The organism is Micromonospora sediminimaris, assembly GCF_016863575.1.
Lineage (GTDB): Bacteria > Actinomycetota > Actinomycetes > Mycobacteriales > Micromonosporaceae > Micromonospora > Micromonospora sediminimaris.
Genome location: NZ_BOPD01000012.1, coordinates 151,821 through 177,958 on the forward strand (window position 1 = coordinate 151,821; position 26,138 = coordinate 177,958).

Genomic DNA, 26,138 nt, shown 5'->3' on the forward strand with positions numbered 1-26,138 from the left:
ATCGCGACGATGGTCCGAGAACGCGCGGGGGAACCAAACCGGGGGGATGCACGGGGCGGACGGAGATGGGCGGCACACGTCCACACCGGCCGCCCCGTGCGCTGTCCGTAACCACCCCGACCGCGCGCCGTCAACCCGCGTAAGGTGGGAGGTTGCGCAGCACCATCGTCCGACAGGAGCTTTCATGACCAGCACCCTCCCGGCGTCCGCCACTGGCACGTCGTCCGAGGTCCGGCCGCGTACTGTCGCCGAGGGCGACTACAAGGTGGCGGATCTGTCGCTCGCCGAGTTCGGGCGCAAGGAGATCCGCCTCGCCGAGCACGAGATGCCCGGCCTGATGGCGATCCGGCGTGAGTTCGCCGACGCGCAGCCGCTCGCGGGAGCGAGGATCACCGGGTCGCTGCACATGACGATCCAGACCGCCGTCCTGATCGAGACCCTGGTCGCGCTCGGCGCGCAGGTCCGCTGGGCGTCCTGCAACATCTTCTCCACCCAGGACCACGCCGCCGCCGCGATCGTCGTCGGCCCCGAGGGCACCGTCGACGCGCCGTCAGGTGTCCCGGTGTACGCCTGGAAGGGCGAGACCCTTGAGGAGTACTGGTGGTGCACCGAGCAGGTGCTCGACTGGCCCGACGGGGACGGCCCGAACATGATCCTGGACGACGGTGGCGACGCCACGCTGCTCGTCCACAAGGGTGCCGAGTTCGAGAAGGCCGGCGCCGTGCCGCCGGTCGAGTCCGCCGACTCCGAGGAGTACGCGGTCATCCTCGGCCTGCTGCACCGCTCGCTGGCCGCGAGCGGCCAGCGGTGGACGCGGATCGCCGCCGGCATCAAGGGCGTCACCGAGGAGACCACCACCGGCGTGCACCGGCTCTACGAGATGCACCGCGCCGGCACGCTGCTCTTCCCGGCCATCAACGTCAACGACTCGGTGACCAAGAGCAAGTTCGACAACAAGTACGGCTGCCGCCACTCGCTCATCGACGGCATCAACCGGGCCACCGACACGCTCATCGGCGGCAAGATGGCAGTCGTGTTCGGCTACGGCGACGTGGGCAAGGGCTGCGCTGAGTCGCTGCGCGGCCAGGGTGCCCGGGTCGTGGTGACCGAGGTCGACCCGATCTGTGCGCTCCAGGCGGCGATGGACGGCTACCAGGTGGCCACCATGGAAGACGTGGTCGAGCAGGCTGACATCTTCATCACCGCCACCGGCTGCTATGACGTCATCACCAACGAGCACATGGCCCGGATGAAGCACCAGGCCATCGTCGGCAACATCGGCCACTTCGACAACGAGATCGACATGGCCGGCCTGGCGAAGCGCTCGGATGTCACCCGGGAGAACATCAAGCCGCAGGTCGACCTCTGGAAGTTCGACGACGGCCACGCGATCATCGTGCTCTCCGAGGGTCGCCTGCTGAACCTGGGCAACGCCACCGGCCACCCCAGCTTCGTCATGTCGAACTCGTTCGCCAACCAGACGATCGCCCAGATCGAGCTGTACACCAAGACCGACGAGTACCCGATCGGCGTGTACGTGCTGCCCAAGCACCTCGACGAGAAGGTCGCCCGGCTGCACCTGGACGCGCTCGGCGCCAAGCTGACCACGCTCTCCAAGGAGCAGGCCGCCTACCTCGGCGTCGCCGTGGAGGGCCCGTTCAAGCCGGACCACTACCGCTACTGAGCATCGACGTCACCTCCGGGGCCGACCGCACCGGCCGACCCCGGAGGTGGCCGTCCCCGTCGGGGCGGACGACGTCACGGCCTGCCGCCTGACCATCCGGGCCGGTGAGCGGTGGTCAGCGGGTACGGCGGCGGCGGGTGGGGCGGATCCACGTCCAGACACACCAGAGCAGCCAGGCCACCGACACCAGTGCCGCCAGGGTGCGCAGCCGCAGTGCGCTGAGTAGCACGACCACCGCGAGCACCGCGAGCCAAGGCCCGAAACCCTTCATGCCGACCGCCCAGGTGGATCATCGGTGGGAGTGGCCCGGAACTGCTGCCACAGTGCCTCGGTGAGCGTGCGTTCACCGGCGAGGAGGCGACGGGCCCGCCGGTGCCGCTCGGCGATGACGGCGGCCAGACAGGCCACCTCCGATCGCCCGGCCGGTGGCGGCGGGCTGGTAACCGCGGCGACCTGCCCCCACAGCAGCCGGGCCAACTCGCCGCGCGCCGGCTCGCTGAACCCGTGGGCCCGGGCAAGGTACTGCCGGACGGCCAGCGCCAGCCCCGCGTCCAGCCGGCTCAGATCCAGCGAGTACGCCCAACCGGCCAGCTCCGGCACCGTCGCCGGAACCGGCCGCCACCTCGTCGCGGGCCGGGTGTGCACCACCAGGGTGCCCGCCGCCAGGTCGCCGAGACGTCGGCCACGAGTGTCGCTGAGCATCACGGTCAGCCCGACCGCCCAGGAGAGCAGCGGCAGCACCAGACCCGGCCATTCCACGGCGACCCCGACCAGCGCCCGGGTCAGCGACTGCCGGAACCCGACGGGAGCGCCGTCGAGGCTCACCACCCGCAGCCCGACCACCGCCTTGCCCGGCGTCCGGCCGTCGTTGAACCGTTCACAGAGCACCGGATAGCCGACCAGGAGCAGGACGAGCCCGACGGTGAGCAGGGCGCGTTCCATCGCCGCGTCGAGCATCCCGTACGGCAGGGCGGCCAGGGCCAGCCCGGCCAGCGCGGCGAGCAGCAGCCCGGCCACCAGTTGCACCAGCACGTCGAGCAGGAGTGCGAGCACCCGGGAGCCGACCCGCGCGGCCCGCACGTCCAACTCGACGGCCTCGCCGCTGACCAGCCCGGCGTCGCCCCAACCCGGGGCGGTCCACGCTCGCGCCGCTGTGCTCACCCCGACAGTGAACACTATGATCGCGCGGTCGGAGGTGGCCGGTGGATGTCGACGCGTACGTGGCGGAGCACGGCGGGCAGTGGCGCCGGCTGAATCAGCTCTGTGGTCAGCGGCGGCTCGACCCGGCCGAGGTCGACGAACTGGTCGCGCTCTACCAGCGGGCCACCACTCAACTGTCGGTACTGCGTAGCCGCTCGCCGGACCCGGCGCTGGTCAGCGAGCTGTCCCAGGTGGTGCTGCGGGCGCGGGCGCGGCTCACCGGTCGGCCCCGACCCTCCTGGTCGGCCGTACGGCGATTCCTGCTGGTCGGCCTGCCGGGCGCGATCTGGCGGGCGGCGCCGTGGTGGTGCGCGGTGGCGACCGCCTTCACCCTGCTCACCTTCACCCTGATGTGGTTCGTGGCGGACAACCCGGAGACGGCGGCGGCATTCATCGGCGACGACGAGGCCGCCAACCTGGTCGAGTCCGGCTTCGCCGGCTACTACACGGAGTTCTCCGCGCCGACGTTCGCCTTCCACCTGTGGACGCACAACGCCTGGTTGGCGGCGAAGTGTCTGGCGGCGGGGGTGCTGATCGTGCCCGTCGGCTACCTGCTCTGGCAGAACGCGATAAACATCGGCGTGGTCGGCGGGGTGATGGTCTCCTACGGCCGGGCGGACGTCTTCTTCGGCCTGATCACTCCGCACGGCCTGCTGGAGCTGACCGGCGTGTTCGTCGCCGCCGGGGTGGGCCTGCGCATCGGGTGGGCGTGGATCGCGCCGCCGGAGCAGTTGACCCGGGGGCAGGCGGTGGCCCGGGCGGGACGCGACGGCGTGCTGGTCGCCGTCGGCCTGGTCGCCCTCTTCGCCGTCGCAGCGCTGATCGAGGCCTTCATCACCCCCGCCCCCCTGCCGACCCCCCTACGCATCGCCACAGGCGCCACCATCTGGCTCGCCTTCCTCACCTACGTCCTCCTCCTCGGCCCCCGCACCCACCCCGTTGATCATGAAGTTGACGGCATTCATGGAGATCAACTTCCCCGCTAACCTCGTGATCAACGCGGGGCGGAGCGGGGGTGGGTGGATCAGAGTTGGGCTTGGGATTTCAGGGCCAGGTAGGTGTCGGCCAGGGCGGGGGCCAGGTGGGTGGCGGGGGCGTCCACCACTGTGACGTTGTGGCGGGTGAGTGCCTGGGTGAGGCGGTCGCGTTCGGCGAGCGTGCGCCAGGCGGCAGCTGCGGCGTACGCGTCCGCCGGACGTCGCGGGGGCGCGGCGGTGAGTCGGGTCAGCACCGGATCCTGGGCCGCCGCCACCAACACCCGGTGCCGGGCGGCCAGCCGGGGCAGCACCGGCAGCAGACCGTCGCCGAGCGCGCCGGGTTCCAGGGCAGTGAGCAGCACCACCAGGCTGCGCGGGCGGTGCCGCCGGAGCAACTCGCCGGCGATCAGCCGGAAGTCGGTCTCGACAAGCGTGGGTTGCAACGGAGCAAGCGCGTGGGCCAGCCGGTTCCACTGCCCGGGCCGTTCGGCACCACCGACCGAGGCCCGGGGTACGGCGTCCGCCGCGAGCACGTCCACCCGGTCACCGGCCCGCGCCGCCAACGCGCTGAGCAGCAGCGCCGCCTCGATCGAGGCGTCCAAGCGCGGCTCGTCGCCCACCCGCACCGCCGAGGTGCGCCCGGTGTCCAGCACGCAGACCAGCCGCCGGTCCCGCTCCGGCCGCCAGGTGCGGACCAGCACCTCGGCCCGCCGGGCGCTGGCTCGCCAGTCGATGGACCGTACGTCGTCGCCGGACACGTACTCCCGCAGCGCGTCGAACTCGGTGCCCGGTCCGCGTCCCCGACCGACCTGTGTGCCGTCGATGACGCGCAGCCGCGACAGCCGCTCCGGCAGGTGTCGGCGCGAGTCGAAGCGGGGCAGCACCCGTAGGGTCCACGGTGGCGTGCCCGGCCGGCCACCCCACTGGCGGAACGCCAGCCCGAGCGGCCCGAACGAGCGGACGGTCAGGGCCACGGCGGGTCGGTCGCCCCGACGGGTGGGGGTGAGGTGGCTGGGCAGTGTCAGCACCTCACCGGGTGCGGCCCGCACCACCCGGGTCGGCGGCACCTCCGGCCGGGCCCCGGCCGAGGGCACCCAGGCGTCGCGGACCCGGGCCCGCAGCAGCCGACCGGAGGCGTTGCGCAGGTACAGGGTGACCGTGGCGGTGCCACCGAGCCGTACGGCCCGCTCACCGGTCCGTTCGGCGGTCAACGCCCGCAGCGGCGCGGCGAGCGCAAGGTCGAGCCCGACCAGCAGCAGCACCACGCCGACCATCACCGCCACCCCGACGAAGGGTGCCGGCCACACCGGCAGGGTCAGCGCCCCTGCCGCCAGCAGCGCCGCCACCCGCCAGGTCATCGCGGAGTCGGCACGGTGGCCAGCACCGTGTCCAGGACCGGATCCACCCCGACACCCTCAAGTTCGGCCTCCGGCCGCAGGCGCAGCCGGTGCCGCAGGGTCGGTCGCGCCATCGCCTTGACGTCGTCCGGCACCACGTGATCGCGTCCGTTCAGCCACGCCCACGCCTTCGCGGTGCCGAGCAGGGCCGTCGCACCGCGCGGCGAGGCGCCCAACTCAAGCGCCGGGGTGGCGCGGGTGGCCCGGCACAGGTCGACGACGTAGCCGAGCAGCGGTTCGGCGACGTGCACGCGGCCCACCGCCGCACGTGCGGCGGCGAGGTCGGCCGCGTCCGCCACCGGGCGTACGCCGGCTGCGGTCAGATCCCTGGGATCGAAACCGGCGTGGTGGGCCCGGAGCACACCCAGTTCCTCGTCCCGGCTGGGCAGCGGCACGGTGAGTTTGAGCAGGAACCGGTCGAGCTGGGCTTCCGGCAGCGGATAGGTGCCCTCGTACTCCACCGGGTTCTGGGTGGCGGCGACGATGAACGGATCGGGCAGCACGCGTTGCTCGCCCTCGACGGTGACCTGCCGTTCCTCCATCACCTCCAGCAGCGCGGACTGGGTCTTCGGTGGCGTGCGGTTGATCTCGTCGGCGAGCAGCAGGTTGGTGAAGACCGGCCCCTCCCGGAAGGTGAACGCCGCGGTCCGCGCGTCGAAGACCATCGAGCCGGTGACGTCGCCGGGCATCAGGTCAGGGGTGAACTGCACCCGCCGTGAGGTCAGGTCCAGTGCGGCGGCCACGGTACGCACCAGCAGCGTCTTTGCTACCCCCGGCACGCCCTCCAGCAGCACGTGACCACGGCAGAGCAGGGCGACGATCAGCCCCGTGACCACGCCCTCCTGGCCCACGACCGCCTTGGCCACCTCGGCGCGGAGCCGGTGCAGCGCGGCCCGGGTGGGATCGGCGGCGAGCTGGTCCACGGTCGTCGCGGGTCGGGTCACCGGTGGTCTCCTTCGGATCGGGGCTTCGGCAGCCGGGGCGGGGCCGGCGGGTCGGCGACGGGCTGCGCGGGGCTCGGCCCGCCGGCACGCGTCACGCGGTCCAGCTCACCGGCCAGCTCCAGCAGGTTCCGGTCGGTTGGGGGCGCGTCGCCGTAGAGCAGCTCGTGGATGGTGTCGGGCCGGTCGCCGGTGCGGGCGGCGACGGTGGCGGCGACCGTGGCGGGCGGCGCCTCGGCGGGCAGGTGCACCCGTCGTGCCAGCCGGGCGAGCGTCGCGGTCCGGAGCAGTCGGGCGGTGCTCTCGCGGGCTCGCGCCCGTTGGTAGAGCCGACCCCGGCCGAGGACCGTCTCGGCGGCGGGCACGGACACCGGCAGCGGTTCCGGCGTGGGCGGGCCGAGCCGGCGGGCCCGGCCGATGGCGATCAGCAGCGCCGCCAGGCCGAGTTGCAGCAGCAGCGCCCAGAACCACGGCGGGAAGGCCGACCAGAGCGGGTTGGGCTCCCCGGAGGAGCCCCGTGAGCCGGGGCCGGACGCCTCACCGCCCGGACGGCCACCCGGTGCCGTCTCGCCGCTCTCCCCGCTGTCCAGGTCCTCCGGGTCGCCTGGGTCGTCGATGTCGTCGTCGCGCTCCGGCAGCGGCCGGGTGGGTGCCGGGCTGGGTTCGGGTGGCGGCGGCGCCGGGCCGTCCAGGTCGAGCCAGACCACCCGGCCGGAGGTGCCGAGCAGCCCGGTGGCGAAGACGAGGTTGTCCCATTCGTCGATCCGGCCGTTGCGGAACGGGTCACTGGCGCCCACCACCACGCTCTCGGCAGCGCCGGGCAGGCGGGCCAGCCCGCCGGCGTAGCAGAGATCGACGCCGCCGGGAGCGCCGGTCGATGCGTACCGCTGGCGGGCGACGGCGGCGGTGGCGGCGGGCGTGACCTCGGCCAGTGGGCAGGAGCCGTCGACGCCGTGCGGCGACACGGCCCGGGTCGCCCACCGTCGGCCTGCCGGGCGCAGCGGCAGCCCGGCGGCGGCCAGCACCCGCCGGGGCGGGTCGACCAGTACCAGCCGGGTGCCTCCGGGCAACAGACCCAGGTAGCCGACGGTGCGCGGGTGCAGCAGCTCGGGCGCCGGAACGAACAGGGTGGTCGGGGCGGGTCGGGTGGCCAGCAACGCCCGGAGGGTGTCGGTCTCCCGGTGCACCGTCACCCCGCGCTCGCCCAGGATCGCGGCGAGCCGGCTGCCACCGTGGTCCTCGGTCACCACCGGGGAGAGGAAGCCCCGGTCGGTCTGGTCCGGCTGGTCGATCTCGCGGGTGACGAGTGTGACGGCGATCAGTAGTACCCCCACCAGCACCGGAACGATGATCCGGTGACGGCGGCCGGGTGCGCTCACCGGTCGTCGTCCTTCGCTGGCGGGGCCGCGGCGAGCAGGTCTCCCAGCCGACCGGCGTGGTCGCGCATCCGGTGATCGTGCTCGGCGGTGGCCGGGCGCTGCGCGTACCACACCTCCGAGAAGATGGCGGCGGCGGCGCTCAGCGGCGGTTCGGCCGGTGGATGGTGGGCACCGGCCTCGGTGACCACCTCGGCGACGGTCATACCGGGCCGGACCTGCACCACGCGCCGATCGGTGAGCTGGTGGAGCATGCCGCGCAACCGCTCGCGGACCGCCTCGTCGTAGCGGCCCTCGGCGGCCAGCCGGTCGGCCATCACTTCGGTGCCGACCGGGCCGGCCGACGGCGGTGAAGCGACGGTCACCGGCGGGGTCTCGGGCTTCCGCGCCGTGCCCTCGGTGCGGCGGCGTCGGTGCAGCCGGGGCAGCCGGCGGGGCAGCCAGGCGGGGAAGGTGTACCAGGCCGTCGCGGTAAGCGCCGTGGCCAGCACCAGCAGCAGCGTGGCCAGCGGCAGCGGCAGGTGGTCGCCGAGGGCTGCGGTGGTTTCGGTCCACCAGCGGCTGATGCTCATCCGCCGACCGCCAGCAGGTCCTTGGTACGCGGTGCGGCGGGCACCCGGGCGAGCCGGATGTCCAGGCCCTCGGTGCGGATCCGGGTCTCCAGATGCACGACCGCGTCCAGGCAGGCCAAGGCGGCGAAGGCGACCGTGTTCACGGCCGCCCAGACCAGCATCGCCACGGCATCGGCCCAGCCCTCGGTGACCAGATCGAGTGCGGTCACCCCGGTGAACAACCCCCAACCGAGCCCGACCCGGATGATCCACCAGACGAGGTAGCCGAGTACCCGCAGCGCGGCGGCCCGCCCGGTCAGGCGCAGCGCCATTGCGACGGAGCGGTTGATCGCGCGTACCGGTGCGACCCGGTCGACCACCAGCGCCGGTGCCACCGCACCCAACAGAGCGAATCCGATGAACCAGACGGGGCCGAGCAGGGACGCGAGCAGCATGACCGCGCCGACGGCGGGACAGAGCAGGACGGTGGCGCCCCAGCGGCCGCCGGGCCCCCATGCGTCCGTGGCGGCGGAGCGCCCGTCGACCAGCGCGCCGGCGGCGGCGTGGGCGGCGGGGTTGCCGAGCAGCAGAATGATCATTGCTTCGGTTGCCGCGCCGAGGGCGAGCAGGAACCAGAAGATGCCGAACTCGCTCAGGCCGGACGGCCACCACAGCGGCCCGGTGGCACCCATGGCGGTCCGTAGGGGCAGCAGCAGGAGTTGTTCACCGGCGGCCAGCACGGCGGCGAGGGGCAGCAGGACCGCTGCCTGGCCGCGTAGCAGCAGCACCGCGGAGTCGAGCAGTTCCCCGCTGGTGAGCGGGCGACCGGGGAGTACGACGGTCGGGCCTGTTTCGGGCACGCGTACTCCTGGGAGGCGGTGATGGTGGCGCGCTGCGGCGCACCCGGGGATCATGTTGACACGCGCGGTCGCCCGGGGTGCAGACCCGCCCCCGGGGTGGCACGTGCGGGCGGTAGAACCGAGCGGTGCTGGGCACGGCCCACCTGACGGCAGTAGCGTGCGGGTGACGCCGAGCCCACCGAACTGACGGGATGGAACCATTAACCCCATGAGAGCCCGGGTACTGGTGGTCGACGACGACCCCGCGCTCGCCGAGATGCTCGGCATCGTGCTGCGCAGCGAAGGCTTCATGCCCTCGTTCGTGGCGGACGGGGAACGGGCATTGGCCGCGTTCCGCGACAATCGGCCCGACATCGTCCTGCTTGACCTGATGCTGCCCGGAATGAGCGGTATCGACGTGGCGCGGGCGATCCGGGGCGAGTCCGGAGTGCCGATCGTGATGCTGACCGCCAAGAGCGACACGGTCGACGTCGTGCTCGGTCTGGAGTCGGGTGCCGACGACTACGTGGTCAAGCCGTTCAAGCCGAAGGAACTGGTGGCCCGGATGCGGGCGCGGTTGCGTCGCGGCGAGGACGCCGCGCCGGAGCTGCTCACCATCGGCCCGCCCGGCAACCAGATCGCCATAGACGTACCGGCACACACCGTCAGTCGCAACGGCGAGGAGGTGAAGCTGACGCCGCTGGAGTTCGACCTGCTGGTCGCGCTCGCCCGCAAACCGCGTCAGGTCTTCACCCGGGAGGTGCTGCTCGAGCAGGTCTGGGGATACCGGCACGCGGCGGACACCCGGCTGGTCAACGTGCACGTGCAGCGGCTACGAGCCAAGATCGAGCCGGATCCGGAGCGCCCCGAAATCATCCTCACCGTTCGTGGCGTGGGCTACAAGGCGGGCACCGGATAGCCTTGGTCGCACTGTGACCACCTCCCCGATCCCCGATCTCGACCCGACCTCCCGCCGGCGCGGTGCCGCGCGGGAGTTGTGGCGTGGGGTGAGCGGGCGACTGGCCCGATCACTGGCGAGGCTGCACCAGACCTGGCGCCGGTCGTTGCAGGTGCGGGTGGTGACCATCACGTTGGTGACCTCCAGCCTGCTGGTCGGCGGGTTCGCCTACCTGATCGCCGACAAGATCACGAGCATTCTGCTGGACAATGCCAAGACCGACGTCCAGTTGCGGCTGCTCAACGGCGCGGAGTACGCGGCCAAGCAGTTCAGCCTCTACAGCCAGCCGCAGGAGGCGCAGCTCCAGGAGACGATCGACGGCACGGTCAACTACCTCGCCGGTGGCGACCCCCAGCAGAACAGCGGCGTGGTGGTGGCCCTGACCGCGGACAACTGGCCCGGAGTGATCGAGGCGCGCACCTCACCGTCGGCGAACGTCCGGCCCCTGATCAGCCCCGAGCTGCGCGCAGCGGTGGCCGACGGGAACGTGGCCAACCAGATCCGCACCGGCCGGCTCACCGGAGACGCCGAGGCGAAGTACCTCGTCTACGGCTCGCCGGTGCCGACCCGCTTCGGCCAGGTGGAACTCTACTACTTCGTGCCGCTGACCCTGCAGGACACCACGGCGGCGCAGGCGCGGGCCACCGTGGTGGCCACCGGAGTCGCCCTGGTGCTGCTGCTCGGGCTGCTCGCCGCCCTGGTGACCCGGCTGGTGGTGATCCCGGTACGGGTCGCCGCCCGGACCGCCCAGCGACTCTCGGCCGGCCTGCTCGACCAGCGGATGGCCGTCAACGGCGAGGACGACCTGGCGCTGCTCGCGGCTTCGTTCAACCAGATGGCCACCAACCTGCAACGGCAGATCCTGCGACTGGAGGAAATGTCCCGACTGCAACGTCGGTTCACCTCCGACGTGTCGCACGAACTGCGGACCCCGCTGACCACGGTACGGATGGCCGCTGATCTGATCTTCGCCGAACGCGACGAGTTCGATCCGGCGGTGGCACGCAGCGCCGAGCTGCTCCAGGCCGAGCTGGACCGCTTCGAGGAACTGCTGACAGACCTGCTGGAGATCAGCCGGTTCGACGCGGGCTTCGCGGTGCTCGACGCCGAGCCGACCGATCTGGTGCCGGTGGTCCACCGGGTGGCCGACCGGCTGGCCGGGCTGGCCGAGCGGGTCGGGGTGGCCATCGAGCTTGACGTCCCGACCGCCCCGGTGATCGCCGAGATCGACCCACGACGGGTCGAACGGGTGCTGCGCAACCTGGTCGGCAACGCTGTCGAGCACGGCGAGGGTCGGCCGGTGCGGATCACACTGGGCATGGACGAGACCGCCGTCGCGCTTACCGTCCGCGACCACGGCGTCGGGCTCAAGCCGGGCGAGGAGAAGCTGGTTTTTAACCGGTTCTGGCGGGCTGATCCGTCGCGGGCCCGGCAGACCGGCGGGACCGGCCTGGGCCTGTCGATCAGCCTGGAGGACGCCCGCCTGCACGGCGGCTGGCTGGAAGCGTGGGGTGCACCGGGGCAGGGCGCGCAGTTCCGGCTCACCCTGCCGGCGCGCGCCGGCGATCGGCTCACCACCTCGCCGCTGCGGCTGGTGCCGGCCGACGCCACGCTGCCGTTCGGTGGCGCGCCTGCCGGTGGGCTGCTGGCCATCGGGCCCGGCCCGGCCGGCGCGCTCGCCGTCGGCCCGGCTCCGGACGCGGTGCCGCCGGCCGAACAGCCGCGCGCGGAGGTGGGCTCGTGAGGCGACGGTTGTTGACCGGGGTCCTCGCCGGTGTGCTGGTGCTGGGTGTCGCCGCCGGCTGCGGGATCCCCGACCGCAGCGAGGTGCAGATCGAGCAGCGTGGGCCGGCCGCGGAGACGAACTGGTCGTTGGGACGCGGTACGGAGCCACCGACGCGGGAGGCCAGCGGCAGCGACGCCGAGGCGTTCGTGCGCAACTTCCTGGCCGCGGCGGCCGGCGAGCCCGACCGGGCGTACGAGCGGGTGAAGCGGTTCATCGCGACCGCGGACCGCAACGGGCTGCCGGACAAGCAGGGCAGCGAGGTGGCGCTGTCGGTGGTGCGGCTCACCGACGATCCGGTGATCGAACCGGACGTGGACAGCATGAAGGTCACCATCAGCGTGCAGCAGGTCGGGCTGCTGCGGGCCAACGGGATGCTGGTGCCGCCGGTGGCCACCGAGTCGACGTACGAGTTCCGGCTGATCAGTGCCGGCCCGGTGGGTGAGGACGACGCCGGCTACTACGTCAGCGACCCGCCGAACGTGCTGCTGCTCAGCGACGACGCGCTGCGCCGGTACTACCAGGCGGAGGCGATCTACTTCTGGAACTCCGACCGCACCCAGCTCGTGCCGGACCAGCGGTACCTCTCCTCGGCCGTACCACCGCAGCGGCGGGTGAGCGAGGTCGTCCGGTGGTTGACCGCCGGCCCGTCGGACTGGCTGCGGATCGGTGTCTCCGGTCTACCCGACCGCACCGAGATGATCAACAATGCCACCGGTTCAGACGGCCGGTGGGAGGTCAACCTGGACATGCCGGGCGCTGACGAGCGGCGGCTGGAGCAGCTCGGTACCCAGTTGGCGTGGTCCCTGCGGGAGCTGCACGGCACCGTTGAGGTGAAGATCCTCAACCAGTCCCGTAAGGTGATCGACCTTGCGGAGCAGCGCCGGCTGAACCCGCTGGACCTGATCGAGGTCAACGCACGGCGATACTGCGTCTACGAGGGGGCGATCCACTCGCTGACGGTTGCCGGCGAGGCCGCCGGCTCGGTACCGGTGGCGCCCGAGGTCAACCACGACATCGTCTCGGCCGGACTGCGTCGCGTCGACGCTGACGTCCTGGTCGCCGTCGTGATGGCCGGTGAGGACGGGCGGCAGCGGCTGGCCGTCGGGCGGAGCGGCGGCGTGGTGGAAACCCTCACCACCGGTCCCAGCAGGTACGCCGAGATGAGCCGCCCGGTCTGGATTCGCAGCGACGGCGCCCGCCCGACCGGCCTGGTGGTCGCCGACGGCCGGCTCTACCGCTTCGACGACCAGGCGGCGACGCGGCAGGTGCAGCTCAGCCTGCCGGGCCGGGTCACCGCGGTGGCCCCAGCCCTGGACGGGCACCGGCTGGCGCTGATCGTCGACGGCACGCTGCACGTCGCCGCGATCAACTGGGAGGGCGGCGTACCCACAGTGGGCCCGGCCCGACGGCTGGTCAGCTCGCTTACCGACGCCACCGCAGTGGACTGGTCGGCGGCGAACCGCCTGCTGGTGGCGGGCTCGGCGGGTCGCCCGGCGATCTACGACGTGACCGTCGACGGTGCCCTGGAGACCCCGCTGCGGGAGGACACCGGCAGCCAGGTCGACCACCTCGCCGCGTACCCGGCCACCGCCGAGCGGTCCCCGCTGGCCGGCTCGTTCATGTACGAGGCGAACGGGGTGGCGTACCGCAGCAACCCGTTCGACCGGATCAACCGCGACCAGGTCCAGGACGTGACACCGCCGCCGGCGGGGGTGCGTCCGGGCAACCCCACCGCCCCCGTCTTCCTCTACTGAGCAGGCCGTGACGGGCGGGCTCTGGGCGGACCTGGCCGACCTGGTGCTGCCCACCGAGTGCGCCGGCTGTCGGGAACGCCGTCCCGGCCTGCGGCACGGGGTCTGCCCCGACTGCGTCACCGTCCTGCGGGCGCTGCGCCCGGGGCCGGTGCGACCTGTCCCGGCCCCGCCGGGTCTGCCGCCCTGTCACGCCCTGGGTGCGTACGGCGGGCCGCTGCGGGAGACGCTGCTGGCGTACAAGGAACACGGCCGGCACGGTCTTGCCCGGCCACTCGGTGCGCTGCTCGCCGAGGTCGTCGCTGCGGCGGTCGGTTCGGTGGGGCCGGTGCTGCTGGTGCCGGTGCCGGACACCCCGGCGGCGGCCCGGGCCCGCTACGGCGATCACCTGAGCCGGTTGACCCGGCACTGCGCCCGCCGGCTGCGGGCGGCAGGCTGGCCGGTCCGGGTGCACAACGCGGTACGTGCCGCACCTCGACCGGACTCGGTGACGCTGGACAGCGCCGGGCGGGCGGCGGCGGCCACGGCTGCCTTCCGGGCCCGTTCGAGCCGCGATCCGGCCATCGCGGGGGCGAGGGTGGTCCTGCTGGACGACATCGTCACCACCGGGGCGACCCTCGCGGCGGTCAGCCGGGTACTGACCGTGCGCGGGTTGTCGCCGTACGGGGCGGCGGTGCTGGCCGCGACACGGAAAAGGCACCAACAGTGACCGATCGTGTTTCCGTTTCACCCCTTCGTGTATGAGGTGTGGAAATTCTCCGGGCGGTCTTGGCGACCGGGGGTGACTGTCGGGCTAACAGGAGTTAGCGTTTGGCTGTCGGGGGTAGGAAGGCCATCCCACCCGCTCCCGGCGGTGAGAGGAGGCGTAGCCGTATTGACCGGTCGACGCCGAATGGGGCCGTCCCCCGGGCGCGACCGGAGTTCCGGATCGAAGACCGTCCGAACGAGGGAGGTCACGTGGACATCGTGGTCAAGGGCCGTAACGTCGAAGTGCCGGACCATTACCGGGTGCACGTAGCAGACAAGCTTGCGAAGATCGAACGCTACGACCACAAGCTCATTCGTGTCGATGTCGAACTGTTCCACGAGCGCAATCCGCGCCAGGCCGATCACTGCCAGCGGGTGGAGATCACCTGCTATTCACGTGGCCCGGTGATTCGGGCCGAGGCCTGCACCAGCGACTTCTACAGCGCTCTGGACTCGGCGATCGCCAAGCTCGACTCCCGGCTGCGTCGCGCGGCCGACCGGCGTCGGGTACACCGGGGCCGGCACGCGCCGCTGTCGGTCGCGGCCGCGACCGCCGGCCTGCCGGTGACCGACCTTCCCGCGCTGTCCGCCCCCGCGGAGACCAGCAGCGCCGCCGCGGAGACCAGCACCGCCACCGCGCTGGCCGAGCGGCCCGAGGAGGAGTACGCCGACGACCAGCCGTGGCACATCGCCCGGGAGAAGGTGCACCCCGCCGAGCCGATGACCATCGACGACGCCCTGTTCCAGATGGAACTGGTGGGCCACGACTTCTATCTCTTCCAGGACAAGGAATCCGGCCGCCCGAGCGTGGTCTACCGGCGGCACGCCTACGACTACGGCATCATCTCGCTGGACATCTGACCGTGACGGCGGCCCGGGTCGGTACCCACCCGACCCGGGCGCCGTCGCGGACCTGGGCCCGTCGGGTCCCCGGATCAGCCCAACGGATCCGTCGTCAGCAGGCCGTAGACCGTCGAGTCGGCCCGGCTACCCGCCGCGCCGGGTAGCCGACCGCGCAACAGCCCCTCTCGCCGGAATCCGGCCTTCTGCAGCACCCGCTGGGAGGCGGCGTTCTCCGGCAGAGTGCCGGCCCACAGCCGGGACAGGCCGACGTGGTCGAACCCCCACCGGGCGAGTAGCCGTACCGCGCGGGTGGCGTAGCCGCGTCCGCGCCATCCCGGCAGCAGGCTGTAACCGAGCATCGCCTGGCCGCTGGCGGGCTGGTCGGGCAGGAGCATGCAGCTGCCGGCGAACTCCCCGGAGGCGGCGTCGAGGATGGTCATCGCCGCGGCGGTGCCGACCAGCCACTGGCTCTCCGCACCGTGGCAGCGTCGCTCGATCTCATCCCGGGTCGGCGCCTCCGGGGGCACCCGACTGGCCACCACCTCCGGGTCGCTGTGCAGGCGGTACATCTGCTCGTTGTCGTCCGGTCCGAGCCGACGCAGCACGACCAGCCCGTCGGTGAGTCGACCGTCGGGCAGGTCCGGCAGCGGGCGCTCCGCCGGTCCGGGCGGGTCGTCGGCGAGCCGTACCCACACCATCCGGTCCCGCCGGCCGCCGCCTCGAACTGCCAACGCGGCTCGGCGTACCCCCTCGGGACGGAAGCCGGCGGCCAGCGCGACCCGTTGGCTGGCCGTGTTCTCCACCCGGGTGAGCAACTCCAACCGGGCGGTGCCGGTGGCGAACGCGTGCTCGGAGAGGGCCCGGGTGGCGGCGGTGGCCACCCCTCGGCCGCGCGCCCACGGTGCCACCCAGTAGCCGATCTCGGCCTGGCCCCGCTGCGGCACCACATGGCTCAGACCCACGGTGCCGAGCAGCCGGTCGGTCGTCGGGTCGGCGACGGCGTAAGCGGCGCCGCCACCGGCGAAGGCGGCGGGCGCGCCCTCCGTGATCCACAGGCGCGCATCGGCCTCGGTGTACGGATCGGGCAGGCCGTCGAGGAAGTGCTGGGTGAGCGGGTCGGCGCAACCGGCCGCGACGTCCTCGACGTCGTCGAGGCGGAACGGCCGAAGCCGCACCCCGTACGCCTCGATCCGCTGCGTGCTGCGGTGCGGCGCGGTCATCACAGGTCCTCGGCGAGGAGTGCACCGACCCAGGCGTCGACCCGGGTGCCACGGTGGTGGAGGGCTCCGCGCGCGGTGCCCTCCACCGCGAAACCGGCTTTCTCGGCGGCTCGCCGGGAGGCGACGTTGCCTACGTTGGCCCGCCATTCGATCCGGGCCAGCCCCAGGGTGGTGAAGCCCCAGGTGCACAGGGCCGCCAACGCAGCCGGCTGGTACCCCCGTCCGCGGGCGTGCGGCGCGGTCATGAAGCCGACGTCGGCCAGCAGCGGGTCGGTGGCCGACAGCCGCAGGTCGATGGAGCCGGCGTACCGGTCCGCAGCGTCGGTGAAGACGAAGTTGACGCTGGTGCCGGCGGCCCAGGTGGCTCGCACGAACCGTAGGAAATCCTCGGCGTCCGTCCGCGTGTAACCCTCCGGCACGGTCGTCCAGCGCAGCGTATCCGGGTCCTGGCAGGTGGTGACGATCGCGTCGAGGTCGCGCTCGTCCATGGGACGCAGGCTCAGCTCGTGTGTGCCGGTGGTGGCGAACAGGGTCGGTTGGGGCCGGCCGAAGACGGCCGCGCGTCGGGCGTCCAGGGTGCCCGGACCGGCCGGGCCGACCTCGCCGGGTGCCGGTACGTCACCGGGCAGCAACGTGCCGAACCACTCGTGGGTGCCGCCGGCCGGGTCGGCGGCCCGTAGCCGTCCCTCGATCCGGATGCCGGACCGCAGGGCGACCAGCCGGGAGGCGTGGTTGCCCACCTCGGCTCCCCAGAGCAGTCGGCGCAGTTTCAGCTCGTCGAAGGACCACCGGGCGACGGCCCGGACGGCGCGGACGGCGACCCGCTGGCCCCGCGCCCACGGCGCGGTCCAGTACCCGATCTCGCTGAGTTCGTGGTTGCGGTCGATGGTGTTGAGCCCGCAGGCACCGAGCACCTCGCCGCTGGCGGCGTCGCAGACCGCGAAGGCCGCGCCGGTGCCGAGTTCCCACTGGCGGGCCCGGTCCGCGACGAAGCTCTGCGCGTGTTCGTGCCGGTACGGGCGAGGTACGGTGGTCCAGCGCTGGATGTCCGGATCCTGGCAGGCGCGGTAGACGGCGTCGGCGTCGGTCGCCTGCCATGGCCGCAGCAGCAGGCCGTCCTCGGTGATCTCCACGGGCTCCACCGGGCCATCGTGCCGGATCGTTCGCGCACGGCGTAACCGGATAACCGGGACGCGGACGGGAGCGGGGAGTGTTATGTCGGTTTCGCGGCGGCCGACCACCGCCACCAGTGACCATCGGCCCGATGGAACGCCTACGATGGTTCGAGACTGTCTAGGGGAGCGTTGATCCGTGTCGATTCTGGAAAAGGTCCTCCGTGCGGGCGAGGGGCGCATGGTGCGCCGCCTCAAGGCGATCGCCGCCGCCGTCAACTCGATCGAGGACGACTACGTCAACCTCACCGATGATGAGCTGCGCGACATGACCGAGCAGTTCAGGGAACGTCTCGCCGACGGCGAGACCCTGGACGACCTGCTGCCCGAGGCGTTCGCGGTCTGCCGGGAGGCGGCGGCCCGGGTGCTCGGCCAGCGGCCGTACGACGTGCAGGTGATGGGCGGCGCGGCGTTGCACTTCGGCAACATCGCCGAGATGAAGACCGGTGAGGGCAAGACCCTGACCTCGGTGATGCCGGTCTATCTCAACGCGCTCTCCGGCAAGGGCGTGCACGTGGTCACGGTCAACGACTACCTGGCCCAGCGGGACGCCGCCTGGATGGGGCGGGTGCACGAGTTCCTCGGTCTGACCGTCGGTGTGGTGCTGCCCAACCGGCCGGCGACCGAGCACCGCGCGGCGTACGAGTGCGACATCACCTACGGCACGAACAACGAGTTCGGTTTCGACTACCTGCGCGACAACATGGCCTGGTCGAAGGACGAGCTGGTCCAGCGCGGCCACAACTTCGCCGTGGTCGACGAGGTCGACTCCATCCTGATCGACGAGGCCCGGACCCCGTTGATCATCTCCGGTCCGGCCGAGCACTCCGCCCGCTGGTACGGCGAGTTCGCCGCCGTGGTGGCGCGTCTCCAGTCGGGCAAGGACGGCGAGGGCGACTACGAGGTCGACTACGCCAAGCGCACCATCGCGGTCACCGAGCGGGGTGTGGCGAAGGTCGAGGACCGGCTCGGCATCGACAACCTCTACGAATCGGTGAACACTCCGCTGGTCGGCTACCTGAACAACGCGATCAAGGCCAAGGAGCTGTACAAGCGCGACAAGGACTACATCGTCAGCGACGGCGAGGTCCTGATCGTCGACGAGTTCACCGGCCGCATCCTGCACGGTCGCCGCTACAACGAGGGCATGCACCAGGCGATCGAGGCCAAGGAGGGGGTGGAGATCAAGCAGGAGAACCAGACCCTGGCCACCATCACCCTGCAGAACTACTTCCGCCTCTACGACAAGCTCGCCGGCATGACCGGTACCGCCCAGACCGAGGCGGGCGAGTTCAACAAGGTCTACAAGGTCGGCGTGGTGACCATCCCGACCCACCGGCCAATGATCCGCGAGGACCGGGCCGACGTCATCTACAAGACCGAGCAGGCCAAGTTCAACGCGGTGATCGAGGACATCGCCGAGCGGCACCAGGCAGGTCAGCCGGTGCTGGTCGGCACGGTCTCGGTGGAGAATTCCGAGATCCTGTCCCAGCTGCTGCGCCGCCGGGGCATCCCGCACTCGGTGCTGAACGCGAAGTTCCACGCCCGGGAGGCGGAGATCGTCGCCCAGGCCGGTCGCAAGGGCGCGGTCACGGTGGCCACCAACATGGCCGGCCGGGGCACCGACATCCTGCTCGGCGGCAACCCCGAGTTCCTCGCGGCCAACGAGCTACGCCAGCGCGGGCTGGACCCACTGGAGAACGCCGAGGAGTACGACAAGGCCCTCGAAGAGGTCCTGCCGAAGTGGAAGCAGGCCTGCGACGCGGAGGCCGAGGAGGTCGCCTCCGCCGGTGGGCTCTACGTGCTCGGCACCGAGCGGCACGAGTCCCGGCGGATCGACAACCAGCTGCGTGGCCGGTCCGGCCGGCAGGGCGACCCGGGCGAGTCGCGGTTCTACCTGTCCCTGCAGGACGAGCTGATGAAGCGGTTCCGCTCCGGTGCGGTGGAGGCGGTCATGGACCGCTTCAACATCCCGGAGGACGTGCCCATCGAGTCGAAGATGGTCACCCGCCAGATCAAGAGCGCCCAGGCTCAGATCGAGGGGCAGAACGCCGAGATCCGCAAGAACGTCCTCAAGTACGACGAGGTCATGAACAAGCAGCGCCAGGTGATCTACGCCGAGCGGCTGCGCGTACTCAACGGCGAGGATCTCTCCGACCAGGTACGCAACATGATCAACGACACCATCGAGGCGTATGTCCGGGGGGCCACCTCGGACGGCTACGCCGAGGACTGGGATCTCGAGCAGTTGTGGTCCAGCCTCAAGCAGCTCTACCCGGTGGGCATCACCATCGAGGAGTTGGAGGAAGAGGCTGGCGGGTCCCGGGCCAGCATCGACGCCGACTTCCTGCTCGCCCGGCTCAAGGATGACGCGAACGCCGCGTACGACAGGCGTGAGGAGCAACTCGGCGCCGAGGGCACCCGGCAGCTGGAACGGATGGTGCTGCTCCAGGTCATCGACCGCAAGTGGCGTGAGCACCTCTACGAGATGGACTACCTCCAGGAGGGCATCTCGCTGCGGGCGTACGCCCAGCGCGACCCCGTGGTGGAGTACCAGCGCGAGGGCTTCGACATGTTCGCCACCATGATGGACGGCATCAAGGAGGAGACTGTCGGTTTCCTCTACAACCTTGAGGTGCAGGTCAACGAGCCGGAGCCGGAGGCCGAGGAGGTCCAGCTGCTGGAGAAGCCGGTGGAGATCCGGGCCAAGGGCCTGGGTCGTGCGCCGCAGCAGCAGGGGCTTCAGTACTCCGCGCCCACCATCGACGGTGAGGCCGGCGCCGGTGGCGTCGCCGTGCAGCGTGAGGAGCAGCGGGCTCCCGCGCTCGGCATCGGCCGTCCGGACCAGGCCGCCCCGGCAGCGCCGGGGCGGACGGCACCGACCGCGCCGCAGCGTCCTGCCGGTGGCCTGCGCGGTCCGGCGGTACCGGTCGGCAACTCCCGCCAGCCAGCACCGGGGCAGGCGACCGCCAGCAACGGACCGTCCCGCAACGCGCCGTGCCCCTGCGGCTCGGGTCGTAAGTACAAGCGCTGCCACGGCGCGCCCGGCGGCACCTCGGCCGGCTAGGAATCCATCCGACTCCGGAAGATCGCGCCCGATCCTTGACCGAGTGGCCTCGCACCGCGGACACGGCCACTCGCTCGGGAATCGGGCGCGTTCTCGTCCGGCCTCCCGTCCGCGACGGTCAGGTCGCGGGGCGGGTCGTTCAGAGCACCCGCAGGTCGGTGCAGAGCCAGTTGCCGCGCCGCTGCTCCAGGCGCAGCGCCATCGCCCAACTGCGACCACCGGCGCCGGTGAGCACGGCGGCGGCCTCGATGGCGCTGGAGCGGGGCTCGCAGACGCGCAGTCGACGCAGCCGTATCCCGGGTCGCGCGGAACGCCGTCGGGCCGGTGCCCCGTGAGCGGTGGCCCGGGCCAGCTCGGGCAGCAGCACGGCGACCCGAGCCGGGTCAAGCTGACGCCGTAGCTGCACCGGCGGCCGGAAGCCGTTGAACACCTCCAGGCAGGTGGCGACGAAGCGGTGGGCGACCCGGGTGGCTGCCGGGGTGGCTGTGGTCAGGGCCCCGGCCGGCAGGTGCCGGACCGACGCGGGGCCGGGCCCGGCCGGCCCGGATCCGGTGGGCCGGGCGGGCTCAGCCGACCACGGCACCCCCGGCGCGACCGGCCGGCTGCCGGAGCGCGAGGCTGCCCACGGCAGTGGTGGCCGGTCCGGGCCACGGCCACCGGGCCAGTGCCGGGTGGCGGCGAAGAGGTCGAGTGCCAGTTGGCCGTCGGTCGGTCGGGGCCAACCGGTGGTGTCCTCGTCGACGGAGGGCGGCTCGAAGGCGGGCGCCGGCCGCAGCCGCACGGGTGGGCGCGCCGGCCCGGGTCGCCGGAGGTCGGTCATCGCGCTGCCCCCTGCCATGAAAGCTTGCGTTTGCCTTCGTTTGCCTTCGACAGCTTCGATTGTCGGGCACGGCAGAGCCGGCGGTCAATGCCGTGCTGTGTCCTACCGTTCGTCGGGGTCACGTTCCGCCAACGGGTTGTCGCGTACCCACTCGGCGGTCTCGGCGTACTTGCGCTGGATGTACTCCTCCAGCCGGACCCGCTCCACCCGCCACTGCCCCCGGCCGCCGATCTTGATCGCGGGCAGCTCGCCGCTGCGTACCATGTGGTAGACCTGCGAGTCCGACACGTTCAGCTCGGTGGCCACGTCGGACAGGAGCAGGAACCTCGGTTCCACCGAAACTCCCCGGGTTGACGTCGTTCGCCTCAGTTTGCCACCGGTAGCCGCCTCCCGACCAATCCGCCCGGCGGCCCGGCGGGACACACCGGCCGGTCGACGGAACTTCCACGAAGGCGATACGGGGTGTATGACGGTCAGGGCGGACGGGCAGGGCCGGACGCCGGGCCCGGCGTGTCGTCGTCGGGCGGAGCAGAGCGGGGGAGACCACAGTGACCGACGAGCTTGTCCGGGTCTACGTGCCGGCGACCGTGCCGATGCTGGCCAGGCTGCCGGAGCACGGCCTCGCCGCGACGCAGGCGCACGCGGTGACCCCGACGCTACGCGAGTGGTATGCGGAAGGCGACGAGGAGGAGTTGGAGTACGTCGCCTTCACCCGTGCCGCCCAGGACGCCCTGCAACTGATCCGGCACGACCCGGCCGCACCCCGTCGACGGGTGGTCGTCTCGGCGGACCTGCCCGCGACGGCGATCGGCCGGGGCGACGGGGAACTTGGCTCCAGCGTGGTCGAGCTGCGGGCCCCGGTGCCGGTCGCGGCCGTCGCGGCCGTGCACGTGGACGGGGTGGACGCCGCCACCGACGTCGCCGCCGCCGTCCAGGTGGTGCTGGAGGCGTTGGCCGGGGACCCCGACGCCCAGTTCACCGTCGACGGTGCCGAGGACCATGAACTGGAGTGGTACGACCCCAGCGAACTGGAGTCGCTGCTGCGCGCCACCGCCGCGGAAGGCTGACCGCTGTCCGGGGCGCCCGGCCCCGGCTACGCCTCGTCGTCGGCCGGCGCGCCGAGCGTACGGCCGAAACTGACCACGGCGGTCAGCGCGCCGACGAACAACACCCAGATGGCGTTGTCCACCCGTGAGGTGCCGAGTGAGGTCTGCGCGACCGCGTCCGCCTCGCTGAGCGCGGCGGCCAGGTCGATCAGCGACCGTCCACCGATCCGGATGATCACTTCGCTGAGCAGGAGCAGGAGACCCGGTCCCGCACCCGCCACCAGGTACGCCGGCCAGCGCGGTCCCGCCGCACCGCCGTCGCGTACGACTCGTCGCCGGGCCCAGGTGAGGTAGCCGAAGGCCAGTCCACCGGCGATGAGCCCGGCCAGCAGGGACTCGGTCCGGGAGACCCAGCTGGCCGCGTTGACCAGCGACTGTTGGCTGTCGCCGGCGCCGAAGAGGTTGAACAGCGGATCCCGGGCCACGCTGAAGGCCACCACGAAGATCAGGGTGCCCAGCGCGGCGGCGGCCACGGCACCCACCACGGCACCGTTACGGGCCCCGGCGAGCGCGCCGCCGATGACGGCCGCGGCGGCCGTGGTGCCGGCGATCGTGCGGGTGGTGACGTCACCCGCGTAGCTGAGATCGATCGCGAGCGCGGCGAGCAGGCCGACGAGCAGGCCGGCGCCGATCGCCACCGCGAAGCGCAGCGTCACCCGTTCGGTCCGGCGGGCAACCGGCTCCCCGGCCGCCAATCCGACGGCGGCGCCGGCCACCAACGCGGCCGAGATCACGCCGGGCAGCGCGAAGGCGGAGAGACTGACCGCGGTGACCCCGGCCGTCGCCGAACTGATCGCCTCCCGGGTCGACCAGAGCATCGCGGCCAGCCAACCGGTCGCCAACAGCGCCAGCGCCGTCGTCGCCGGTGCGGGTGCCGGGCGGCCGGCATCGAGGTGGTCGCCGGCAGCTCCGGACTGGTCGTCCGCGTCGGGGCCGGTGGCCTCGGACCGGTCGTCCGCGCCCGGGTCGACGGCGTCGGACTGGTCGGGCTGCGCGGCGGTCGGCCCACCGGGCTCGTTGCTCATGGTCTCCCTCTCGCCGCCGGGCCCGACCGGGCCGGAACGTCACGGCAACCCAGCGTACGCGGCCGGAACAGGCGTGCGCCCGAAGCCTGCGCGGCCTGCATTTCTTCGGTCAGGAATGCCGTTCGGGTACGAATCGGTGCCGGTGGACGTGAAATGCCTCCTGATCATTGGCCTGCGGGTGGCCGGGGTGTGCTCGACCGATGCTGGGCGTGGGAGGATTGGCGCAGGTCCCGCCACCCCGGGGCCGGTTTCGCCACCGCCGTCGAGATCGCCAGGAGCCCTGATGGACGCCGTGTTCTCCGTACCCGAGCCACGTAACGAGCCGGTGCGCGGCTACGAGCCGGGCAGCACCGATCGTGAACGTCTTCAGCGCAGGCTCACCGAACTGGCCGCCGAGCGCATCGACCTGCCGATGACCATCGCGGGCGAGCAGCGGATGGCCGGTGGTGACCCGATCCAGGTGGTGCAGCCGCATCGGCACGCGCACGTGCTCGGGGTAACCGGGCACGCCACCCACGACGACGCGCGGGCGGCCGTCAAGGCCGCCAAGGACGCCGCGCCGGGCTGGCGCACGCTGCCCTTCGAGGAGCGTGCCGCGATCTTCCTCCGCGCCGCCGAACTGCTCTCCGGACCGTGGCGGGACACCCTGAACGCGGCCACCATGCTCGGCCAGTCGAAGACCGCCGTGCAGGCCGAGATCGACTCGGCCTGCGAGTTCATCGACTTCCTGCGCTTCAACGTGCACTTCGCCCGCAAGCTGCTGGCCGAGCAGCCGATGTCGTCGCCCGGCGTGTGGAACCGCTTCGACCACCGGCCGCTTGAGGGTTTCGTCTACGCGGTCACCCCGTTCAACTTCACCGCCATCGCCGGAAACCTGCCCTCGGCGCCGGCCCTGCTGGGCAACACGGTGGTCTGGAAGCCGGGCCCGACCCAGCAGTTCGCCGCACACTTCACAATGCGCCTGTTCGAGGCGGCCGGCCTACCGCCCGGCGTGATCAACATGGTGACCGGCCGGGGCGAAGAGGTCTCCGACGTGGTGCTGGCCGACCCCGACCTGGCCGGTATCCACTTCACCGGGTCCACCAAGGTCTTCCAGCAGCTCTGGCGCACGGTCGGGGAGAACATCGCCGGCTACCGGGGCTACCCCAGGCTGGTCGGCGAGACCGGCGGCAAGGACTTCGTGGTCGCGCACACCAGCGCCGACGTCGACGCGCTGCACACGGCGCTGATCCGGGGTGCCTTCGAGTACCAGGGGCAGAAGTGCTCGGCGGCCTCCCGCGCGTACGTCCCGCGCTCGCTCTGGGAGGGGGGCCTGCGTGACCGGCTCGCCGCGACCGCCGAAGGGCTGGCCTACGGCGACGTCACCGACTTCCGCAACTTCGGCGGCGCGGTCATCGACGACAAGGCGTACGCCCGGCACACCGCCGCACTGGAGCTGATCTCCTCCGACGACAGCTGCCGGATCATCGCCGGTGGCACCGCCGACGACTCGGTCGGCTGGTTCGTCCGCCCGACCATCTTCGAGTGCGGCGACCCGGCACACGAGACGTTCACCACCGAGTACTTCGGCCCGATCCTCGGCGTGCACGTCTTCGACGACGTCCGCTTCGACGAGGTGGTCACACAGGCCGAGGCCATCGCTCCGTACGCACTCACCGGGTCGATCTTCGCCACCGACCGGCGGGTGGTCGACGCGGTGGCCGAGAAGATGCGGTACGCGGCCGGCAACTTCTACATCAACGACAAGCCGACCGGTGCCGTCGTCGGTCAGCAGCCGTTCGGCGGCGCCCGGGCCAGCGGCACCAACGACAAGGCCGGCTCCTGGCACAACCTGGTCCGCTGGATGTCCCCCCGGACGATCAAGGAAACCTTCGTCCCCCCGACCGACCACACCTACCCCCACATGGGCTGAAGATGTAACGGAAGGGTCCCCTCCCGACGCCTCGTGGGTAGGAGGGGGCCCCTTCTGCCGCCTGGCGGACAGGAGGGGATCCTTCCTTGCGCTCCGGCAGGTGGGTGGCTTCGGTGGACCGTCGCGCGCCGACAGTGCACATAGGAAACCTCGATCGGTGGCGAAAAGGGGAAATCCTGGACGCCGGCCCGGCAAAGTGGCAGCGTAAGGGGCATGGCGGAATCCGGAGTGAACCCCACGGCGGCGGCCCTGCTCGGGCTGCTCCACGAGGGTCCCATGACAGGTGGCCAGTTGATGGCCGCCGCCGAGCGCCGACTGGCGCCGTACTGGTCGATGACCCGAAGCCAGGTCTACCGGGAGTTGCCGGTGCTGGCCGAGCGAGGTTTCGTCCGGTTGGGTAAGCCCGGGCCGCGGATGAGTCAGCCGTACGCGATCACGGCAGCCGGGAAACGGACATTTTCCCGCTGGTTGGCCGAGGATCCGGGGCGGGACACCATCCGCAACCCGATCGCCCTGCGCATCGCCTTCGGGAACCTGCACTCCCCGAGCCAGCTGAAGAACCTCCAGGCAGCAGCCAACGAGTACCACACCGACGCGTTGGCCCGGGTCCGCGAGCAGGTCAAGAACGCCAAGAAGGAAGGCGACACGTACGACGCGAGCGCGCTGGAGTTCGCCGTGGCGTACCACCGGGCCGCCCTGTCCTGGCTCAAGAGCGCCGCCACCGGCTGACCCTGGGCCGGTCCGAGCTGGGTTTGTTTGGCTCGGA

23 protein-coding genes are annotated in these 26,138 nt (G+C 71.9%); 11 read left to right on the forward strand and 12 right to left on the reverse strand.

The window, feature by feature from the left end:
- The first annotated feature begins 184 nt into the window (after nt 1–184).
- Nucleotides 185–1,684, forward strand: a complete 1,500-nt coding sequence (gene ahcY / locus Vse01_RS11055; RefSeq protein ID WP_093406556.1) for an adenosylhomocysteinase — start codon at nt 185–187, stop codon at nt 1,682–1,684.
- Nucleotides 1,685–1,799: 115 nt separating this feature from the next.
- Here ahcY and Vse01_RS11060 read toward each other — a convergent pair whose 3' ends face one another.
- Complete coding sequence (locus Vse01_RS11060; RefSeq protein WP_170863481.1) at nt 1,800–1,955, reverse strand: hypothetical protein; 156 nt, start codon at nt 1,953–1,955, stop codon at nt 1,800–1,802.
- A complete protein-coding gene (locus Vse01_RS11065; RefSeq protein ID WP_232511307.1) occupies nt 1,952–2,845 on the reverse strand; it encodes an RDD family protein in 894 nt (297 codons plus the stop codon). Before Vse01_RS11065 ends, Vse01_RS11060 begins: the two co-directional genes overlap by 4 nt.
- Before the next feature lie 41 nt (nt 2,846–2,886).
- On the opposite strand from Vse01_RS11065, the gene Vse01_RS11070 reads away from it, so the two are divergent.
- Complete coding sequence (locus Vse01_RS11070) at nt 2,887–3,870, forward strand: stage II sporulation protein M (protein ID WP_093406561.1); 984 nt, start codon at nt 2,887–2,889, stop codon at nt 3,868–3,870.
- Between the two features lie 38 nt (nt 3,871–3,908).
- On the opposite strand, the gene Vse01_RS11075 is transcribed toward Vse01_RS11070, so the two are convergent.
- The 5 genes from Vse01_RS11075 to Vse01_RS11095 are packed head-to-tail and all read right to left on the reverse strand — an operon-like array spanning nt 3,909 to nt 8,986.
- On the reverse strand, nt 3,909–5,219 hold the full coding sequence (locus tag Vse01_RS11075) for a DUF58 domain-containing protein (protein ID WP_093406563.1): 1,311 nt from the start codon (nt 5,217–5,219) through the stop codon (nt 3,909–3,911).
- Entirely contained in the window at nt 5,216–6,202 is a 987-nt protein-coding gene (locus Vse01_RS11080; protein WP_170863482.1) for an AAA family ATPase, read from the reverse strand. The genes Vse01_RS11075 and Vse01_RS11080 overlap by 4 nt, the downstream gene beginning before the upstream one ends.
- On the reverse strand, nt 6,199–7,578 hold the full coding sequence (locus tag Vse01_RS11085) for a DUF4350 domain-containing protein (RefSeq protein ID WP_198413187.1): 1,380 nt from the start codon (nt 7,576–7,578) through the stop codon (nt 6,199–6,201). Before Vse01_RS11085 ends, Vse01_RS11080 begins: the two co-directional genes overlap by 4 nt.
- Nucleotides 7,575–8,147: a DUF4129 domain-containing protein gene (locus Vse01_RS11090; protein ID WP_232511308.1), complete on the reverse strand. Its 573-nt coding sequence runs from the start codon at nt 8,145–8,147 to the stop codon at nt 7,575–7,577. The genes Vse01_RS11085 and Vse01_RS11090 overlap by 4 nt, the downstream gene beginning before the upstream one ends.
- On the reverse strand, nt 8,144–8,986 hold the full coding sequence (locus tag Vse01_RS11095; RefSeq protein WP_093406566.1) for a hypothetical protein: 843 nt from the start codon (nt 8,984–8,986) through the stop codon (nt 8,144–8,146). The genes Vse01_RS11090 and Vse01_RS11095 overlap by 4 nt, the downstream gene beginning before the upstream one ends.
- 208 nt (nt 8,987–9,194) lie before the next feature.
- Between Vse01_RS11095 and mtrA the strand changes: the two genes are divergently transcribed.
- From mtrA to hpf, 5 genes are all read left to right on the forward strand, one after another.
- Nucleotides 9,195–9,884: an MtrAB system response regulator MtrA gene (gene mtrA / locus Vse01_RS11100; protein ID WP_093406568.1), complete on the forward strand. Its 690-nt coding sequence runs from the start codon at nt 9,195–9,197 to the stop codon at nt 9,882–9,884.
- A 13-nt stretch (nt 9,885–9,897) separates the two neighbouring features.
- Nucleotides 9,898–11,667 carry an MtrAB system histidine kinase MtrB gene (mtrB, locus tag Vse01_RS11105; RefSeq protein ID WP_170863483.1) on the forward strand — a complete coding sequence of 590 codons (1,770 nt, stop codon included), beginning with the start codon at nt 9,898–9,900 and terminating at the stop codon, nt 11,665–11,667.
- On the forward strand, nt 11,664–13,463 hold the full coding sequence (locus Vse01_RS11110; RefSeq protein WP_093406571.1) for an LpqB family beta-propeller domain-containing protein: 1,800 nt from the start codon (nt 11,664–11,666) through the stop codon (nt 13,461–13,463). Before mtrB ends, Vse01_RS11110 begins: the two co-directional genes overlap by 4 nt.
- A 43-nt stretch (nt 13,464–13,506) precedes the next feature.
- Entirely contained in the window at nt 13,507–14,169 is a 663-nt protein-coding gene (locus Vse01_RS11115) for a ComF family protein (protein ID WP_093406698.1), read from the forward strand.
- A gap of 248 nt (nt 14,170–14,417) precedes the next feature.
- A complete protein-coding gene (gene hpf, locus Vse01_RS11120) occupies nt 14,418–15,068 on the forward strand; it encodes a ribosome hibernation-promoting factor, HPF/YfiA family (RefSeq protein ID WP_093406573.1) in 651 nt (216 codons plus the stop codon).
- A gap of 74 nt (nt 15,069–15,142) precedes the next feature.
- Here the strand turns inward: hpf and Vse01_RS11125 are convergent, their stop codons facing one another.
- Both Vse01_RS11125 and Vse01_RS11130 read right to left on the reverse strand, forming a co-directional pair.
- A complete protein-coding gene (locus Vse01_RS11125) occupies nt 15,143–16,270 on the reverse strand; it encodes a GNAT family N-acetyltransferase (protein ID WP_093406700.1) in 1,128 nt (375 codons plus the stop codon).
- The gene (locus Vse01_RS11130; protein WP_093406576.1) at nt 16,270–17,412 is read right to left on the reverse strand and encodes a GNAT family N-acetyltransferase; all 1,143 of its coding nucleotides are present in this window, start codon (nt 17,410–17,412) and stop codon (nt 16,270–16,272) included. Before Vse01_RS11130 ends, Vse01_RS11125 begins: the two co-directional genes overlap by 1 nt.
- A gap of 169 nt (nt 17,413–17,581) precedes the next feature.
- On the opposite strand from Vse01_RS11130, the gene secA reads away from it, so the two are divergent.
- Entirely contained in the window at nt 17,582–20,509 is a 2,928-nt protein-coding gene (secA, locus tag Vse01_RS11135) for a preprotein translocase subunit SecA (RefSeq protein ID WP_093406578.1), read from the forward strand.
- Nucleotides 20,510–20,648: 139 nt separating this feature from the next.
- On the opposite strand, the gene Vse01_RS11140 is transcribed toward secA, so the two are convergent.
- Complete coding sequence (locus Vse01_RS11140) at nt 20,649–21,329, reverse strand: Rv3235 family protein (protein ID WP_093406703.1); 681 nt, start codon at nt 21,327–21,329, stop codon at nt 20,649–20,651.
- A gap of 102 nt (nt 21,330–21,431) precedes the next feature.
- Nucleotides 21,432–21,665 (reverse strand): helix-turn-helix domain-containing protein, encoded by a 234-nt coding sequence (locus Vse01_RS11145; protein WP_093406581.1) that lies wholly within the window; start codon nt 21,663–21,665, stop codon nt 21,432–21,434.
- A 212-nt stretch (nt 21,666–21,877) separates the two neighbouring features.
- Here Vse01_RS11145 and Vse01_RS11150 point away from each other — a divergent pair, with 212 nt between their 5' ends.
- Complete coding sequence (locus Vse01_RS11150) at nt 21,878–22,396, forward strand: DUF6912 family protein (protein ID WP_093406583.1); 519 nt, start codon at nt 21,878–21,880, stop codon at nt 22,394–22,396.
- Nucleotides 22,397–22,422: 26 nt separating this feature from the next.
- Here the strand turns inward: Vse01_RS11150 and Vse01_RS11155 are convergent, their stop codons facing one another.
- A complete protein-coding gene (locus Vse01_RS11155) occupies nt 22,423–23,460 on the reverse strand; it encodes a hypothetical protein (protein ID WP_093406586.1) in 1,038 nt (345 codons plus the stop codon).
- 283 nt (nt 23,461–23,743) lie between these two features.
- Between Vse01_RS11155 and pruA the strand changes: the two genes are divergently transcribed.
- Nucleotides 23,744–25,372, forward strand: coding sequence for an L-glutamate gamma-semialdehyde dehydrogenase (gene pruA, locus Vse01_RS11160; protein ID WP_093406588.1), 1,629 nt, complete (start codon nt 23,744–23,746; stop codon nt 25,370–25,372).
- A gap of 213 nt (nt 25,373–25,585) precedes the next feature.
- A complete protein-coding gene (locus Vse01_RS11165) occupies nt 25,586–26,101 on the forward strand; it encodes a PadR family transcriptional regulator (protein ID WP_093406591.1) in 516 nt (171 codons plus the stop codon).
- Nucleotides 26,102–26,138 lie beyond the last annotated feature (37 nt).

Bases quoted from the DNA above. Each gene is read 5' to 3' on its own strand.
- ahcY (WP_093406556.1), top strand. From the start codon at position 185: ATGACCAGCACCCTCCCGGCGTCCGCCACTGGCACGTCGTCCGAGGTC.
- Vse01_RS11060 (WP_170863481.1), bottom strand. From the start codon at position 1,955: ATGAAGGGTTTCGGGCCTTGGCTCGCGGTGCTCGCGGTGGTCGTGCTA.
- Vse01_RS11075 (WP_093406563.1), bottom strand. From the start codon at position 5,219: ATGACCTGGCGGGTGGCGGCGCTGCTGGCGGCAGGGGCGCTGACCCTG.
- Vse01_RS11090 (WP_232511308.1), bottom strand. From the start codon at position 8,147: ATGAGCATCAGCCGCTGGTGGACCGAAACCACCGCAGCCCTCGGCGAC.
- mtrA (WP_093406568.1), top strand. From the start codon at position 9,195: ATGAGAGCCCGGGTACTGGTGGTCGACGACGACCCCGCGCTCGCCGAG.
- Vse01_RS11125 (WP_093406700.1), bottom strand. From the start codon at position 16,270: ATGACCGCGCCGCACCGCAGCACGCAGCGGATCGAGGCGTACGGGGTG.
- Vse01_RS11140 (WP_093406703.1), bottom strand. From the start codon at position 21,329: ATGACCGACCTCCGGCGACCCGGGCCGGCGCGCCCACCCGTGCGGCTG.
- Vse01_RS11155 (WP_093406586.1), bottom strand. From the start codon at position 23,460: ATGAGCAACGAGCCCGGTGGGCCGACCGCCGCGCAGCCCGACCAGTCC.
- pruA (WP_093406588.1), top strand. From the start codon at position 23,744: ATGGACGCCGTGTTCTCCGTACCCGAGCCACGTAACGAGCCGGTGCGC.
- Vse01_RS11165 (WP_093406591.1), top strand. From the start codon at position 25,586: ATGGCGGAATCCGGAGTGAACCCCACGGCGGCGGCCCTGCTCGGGCTG.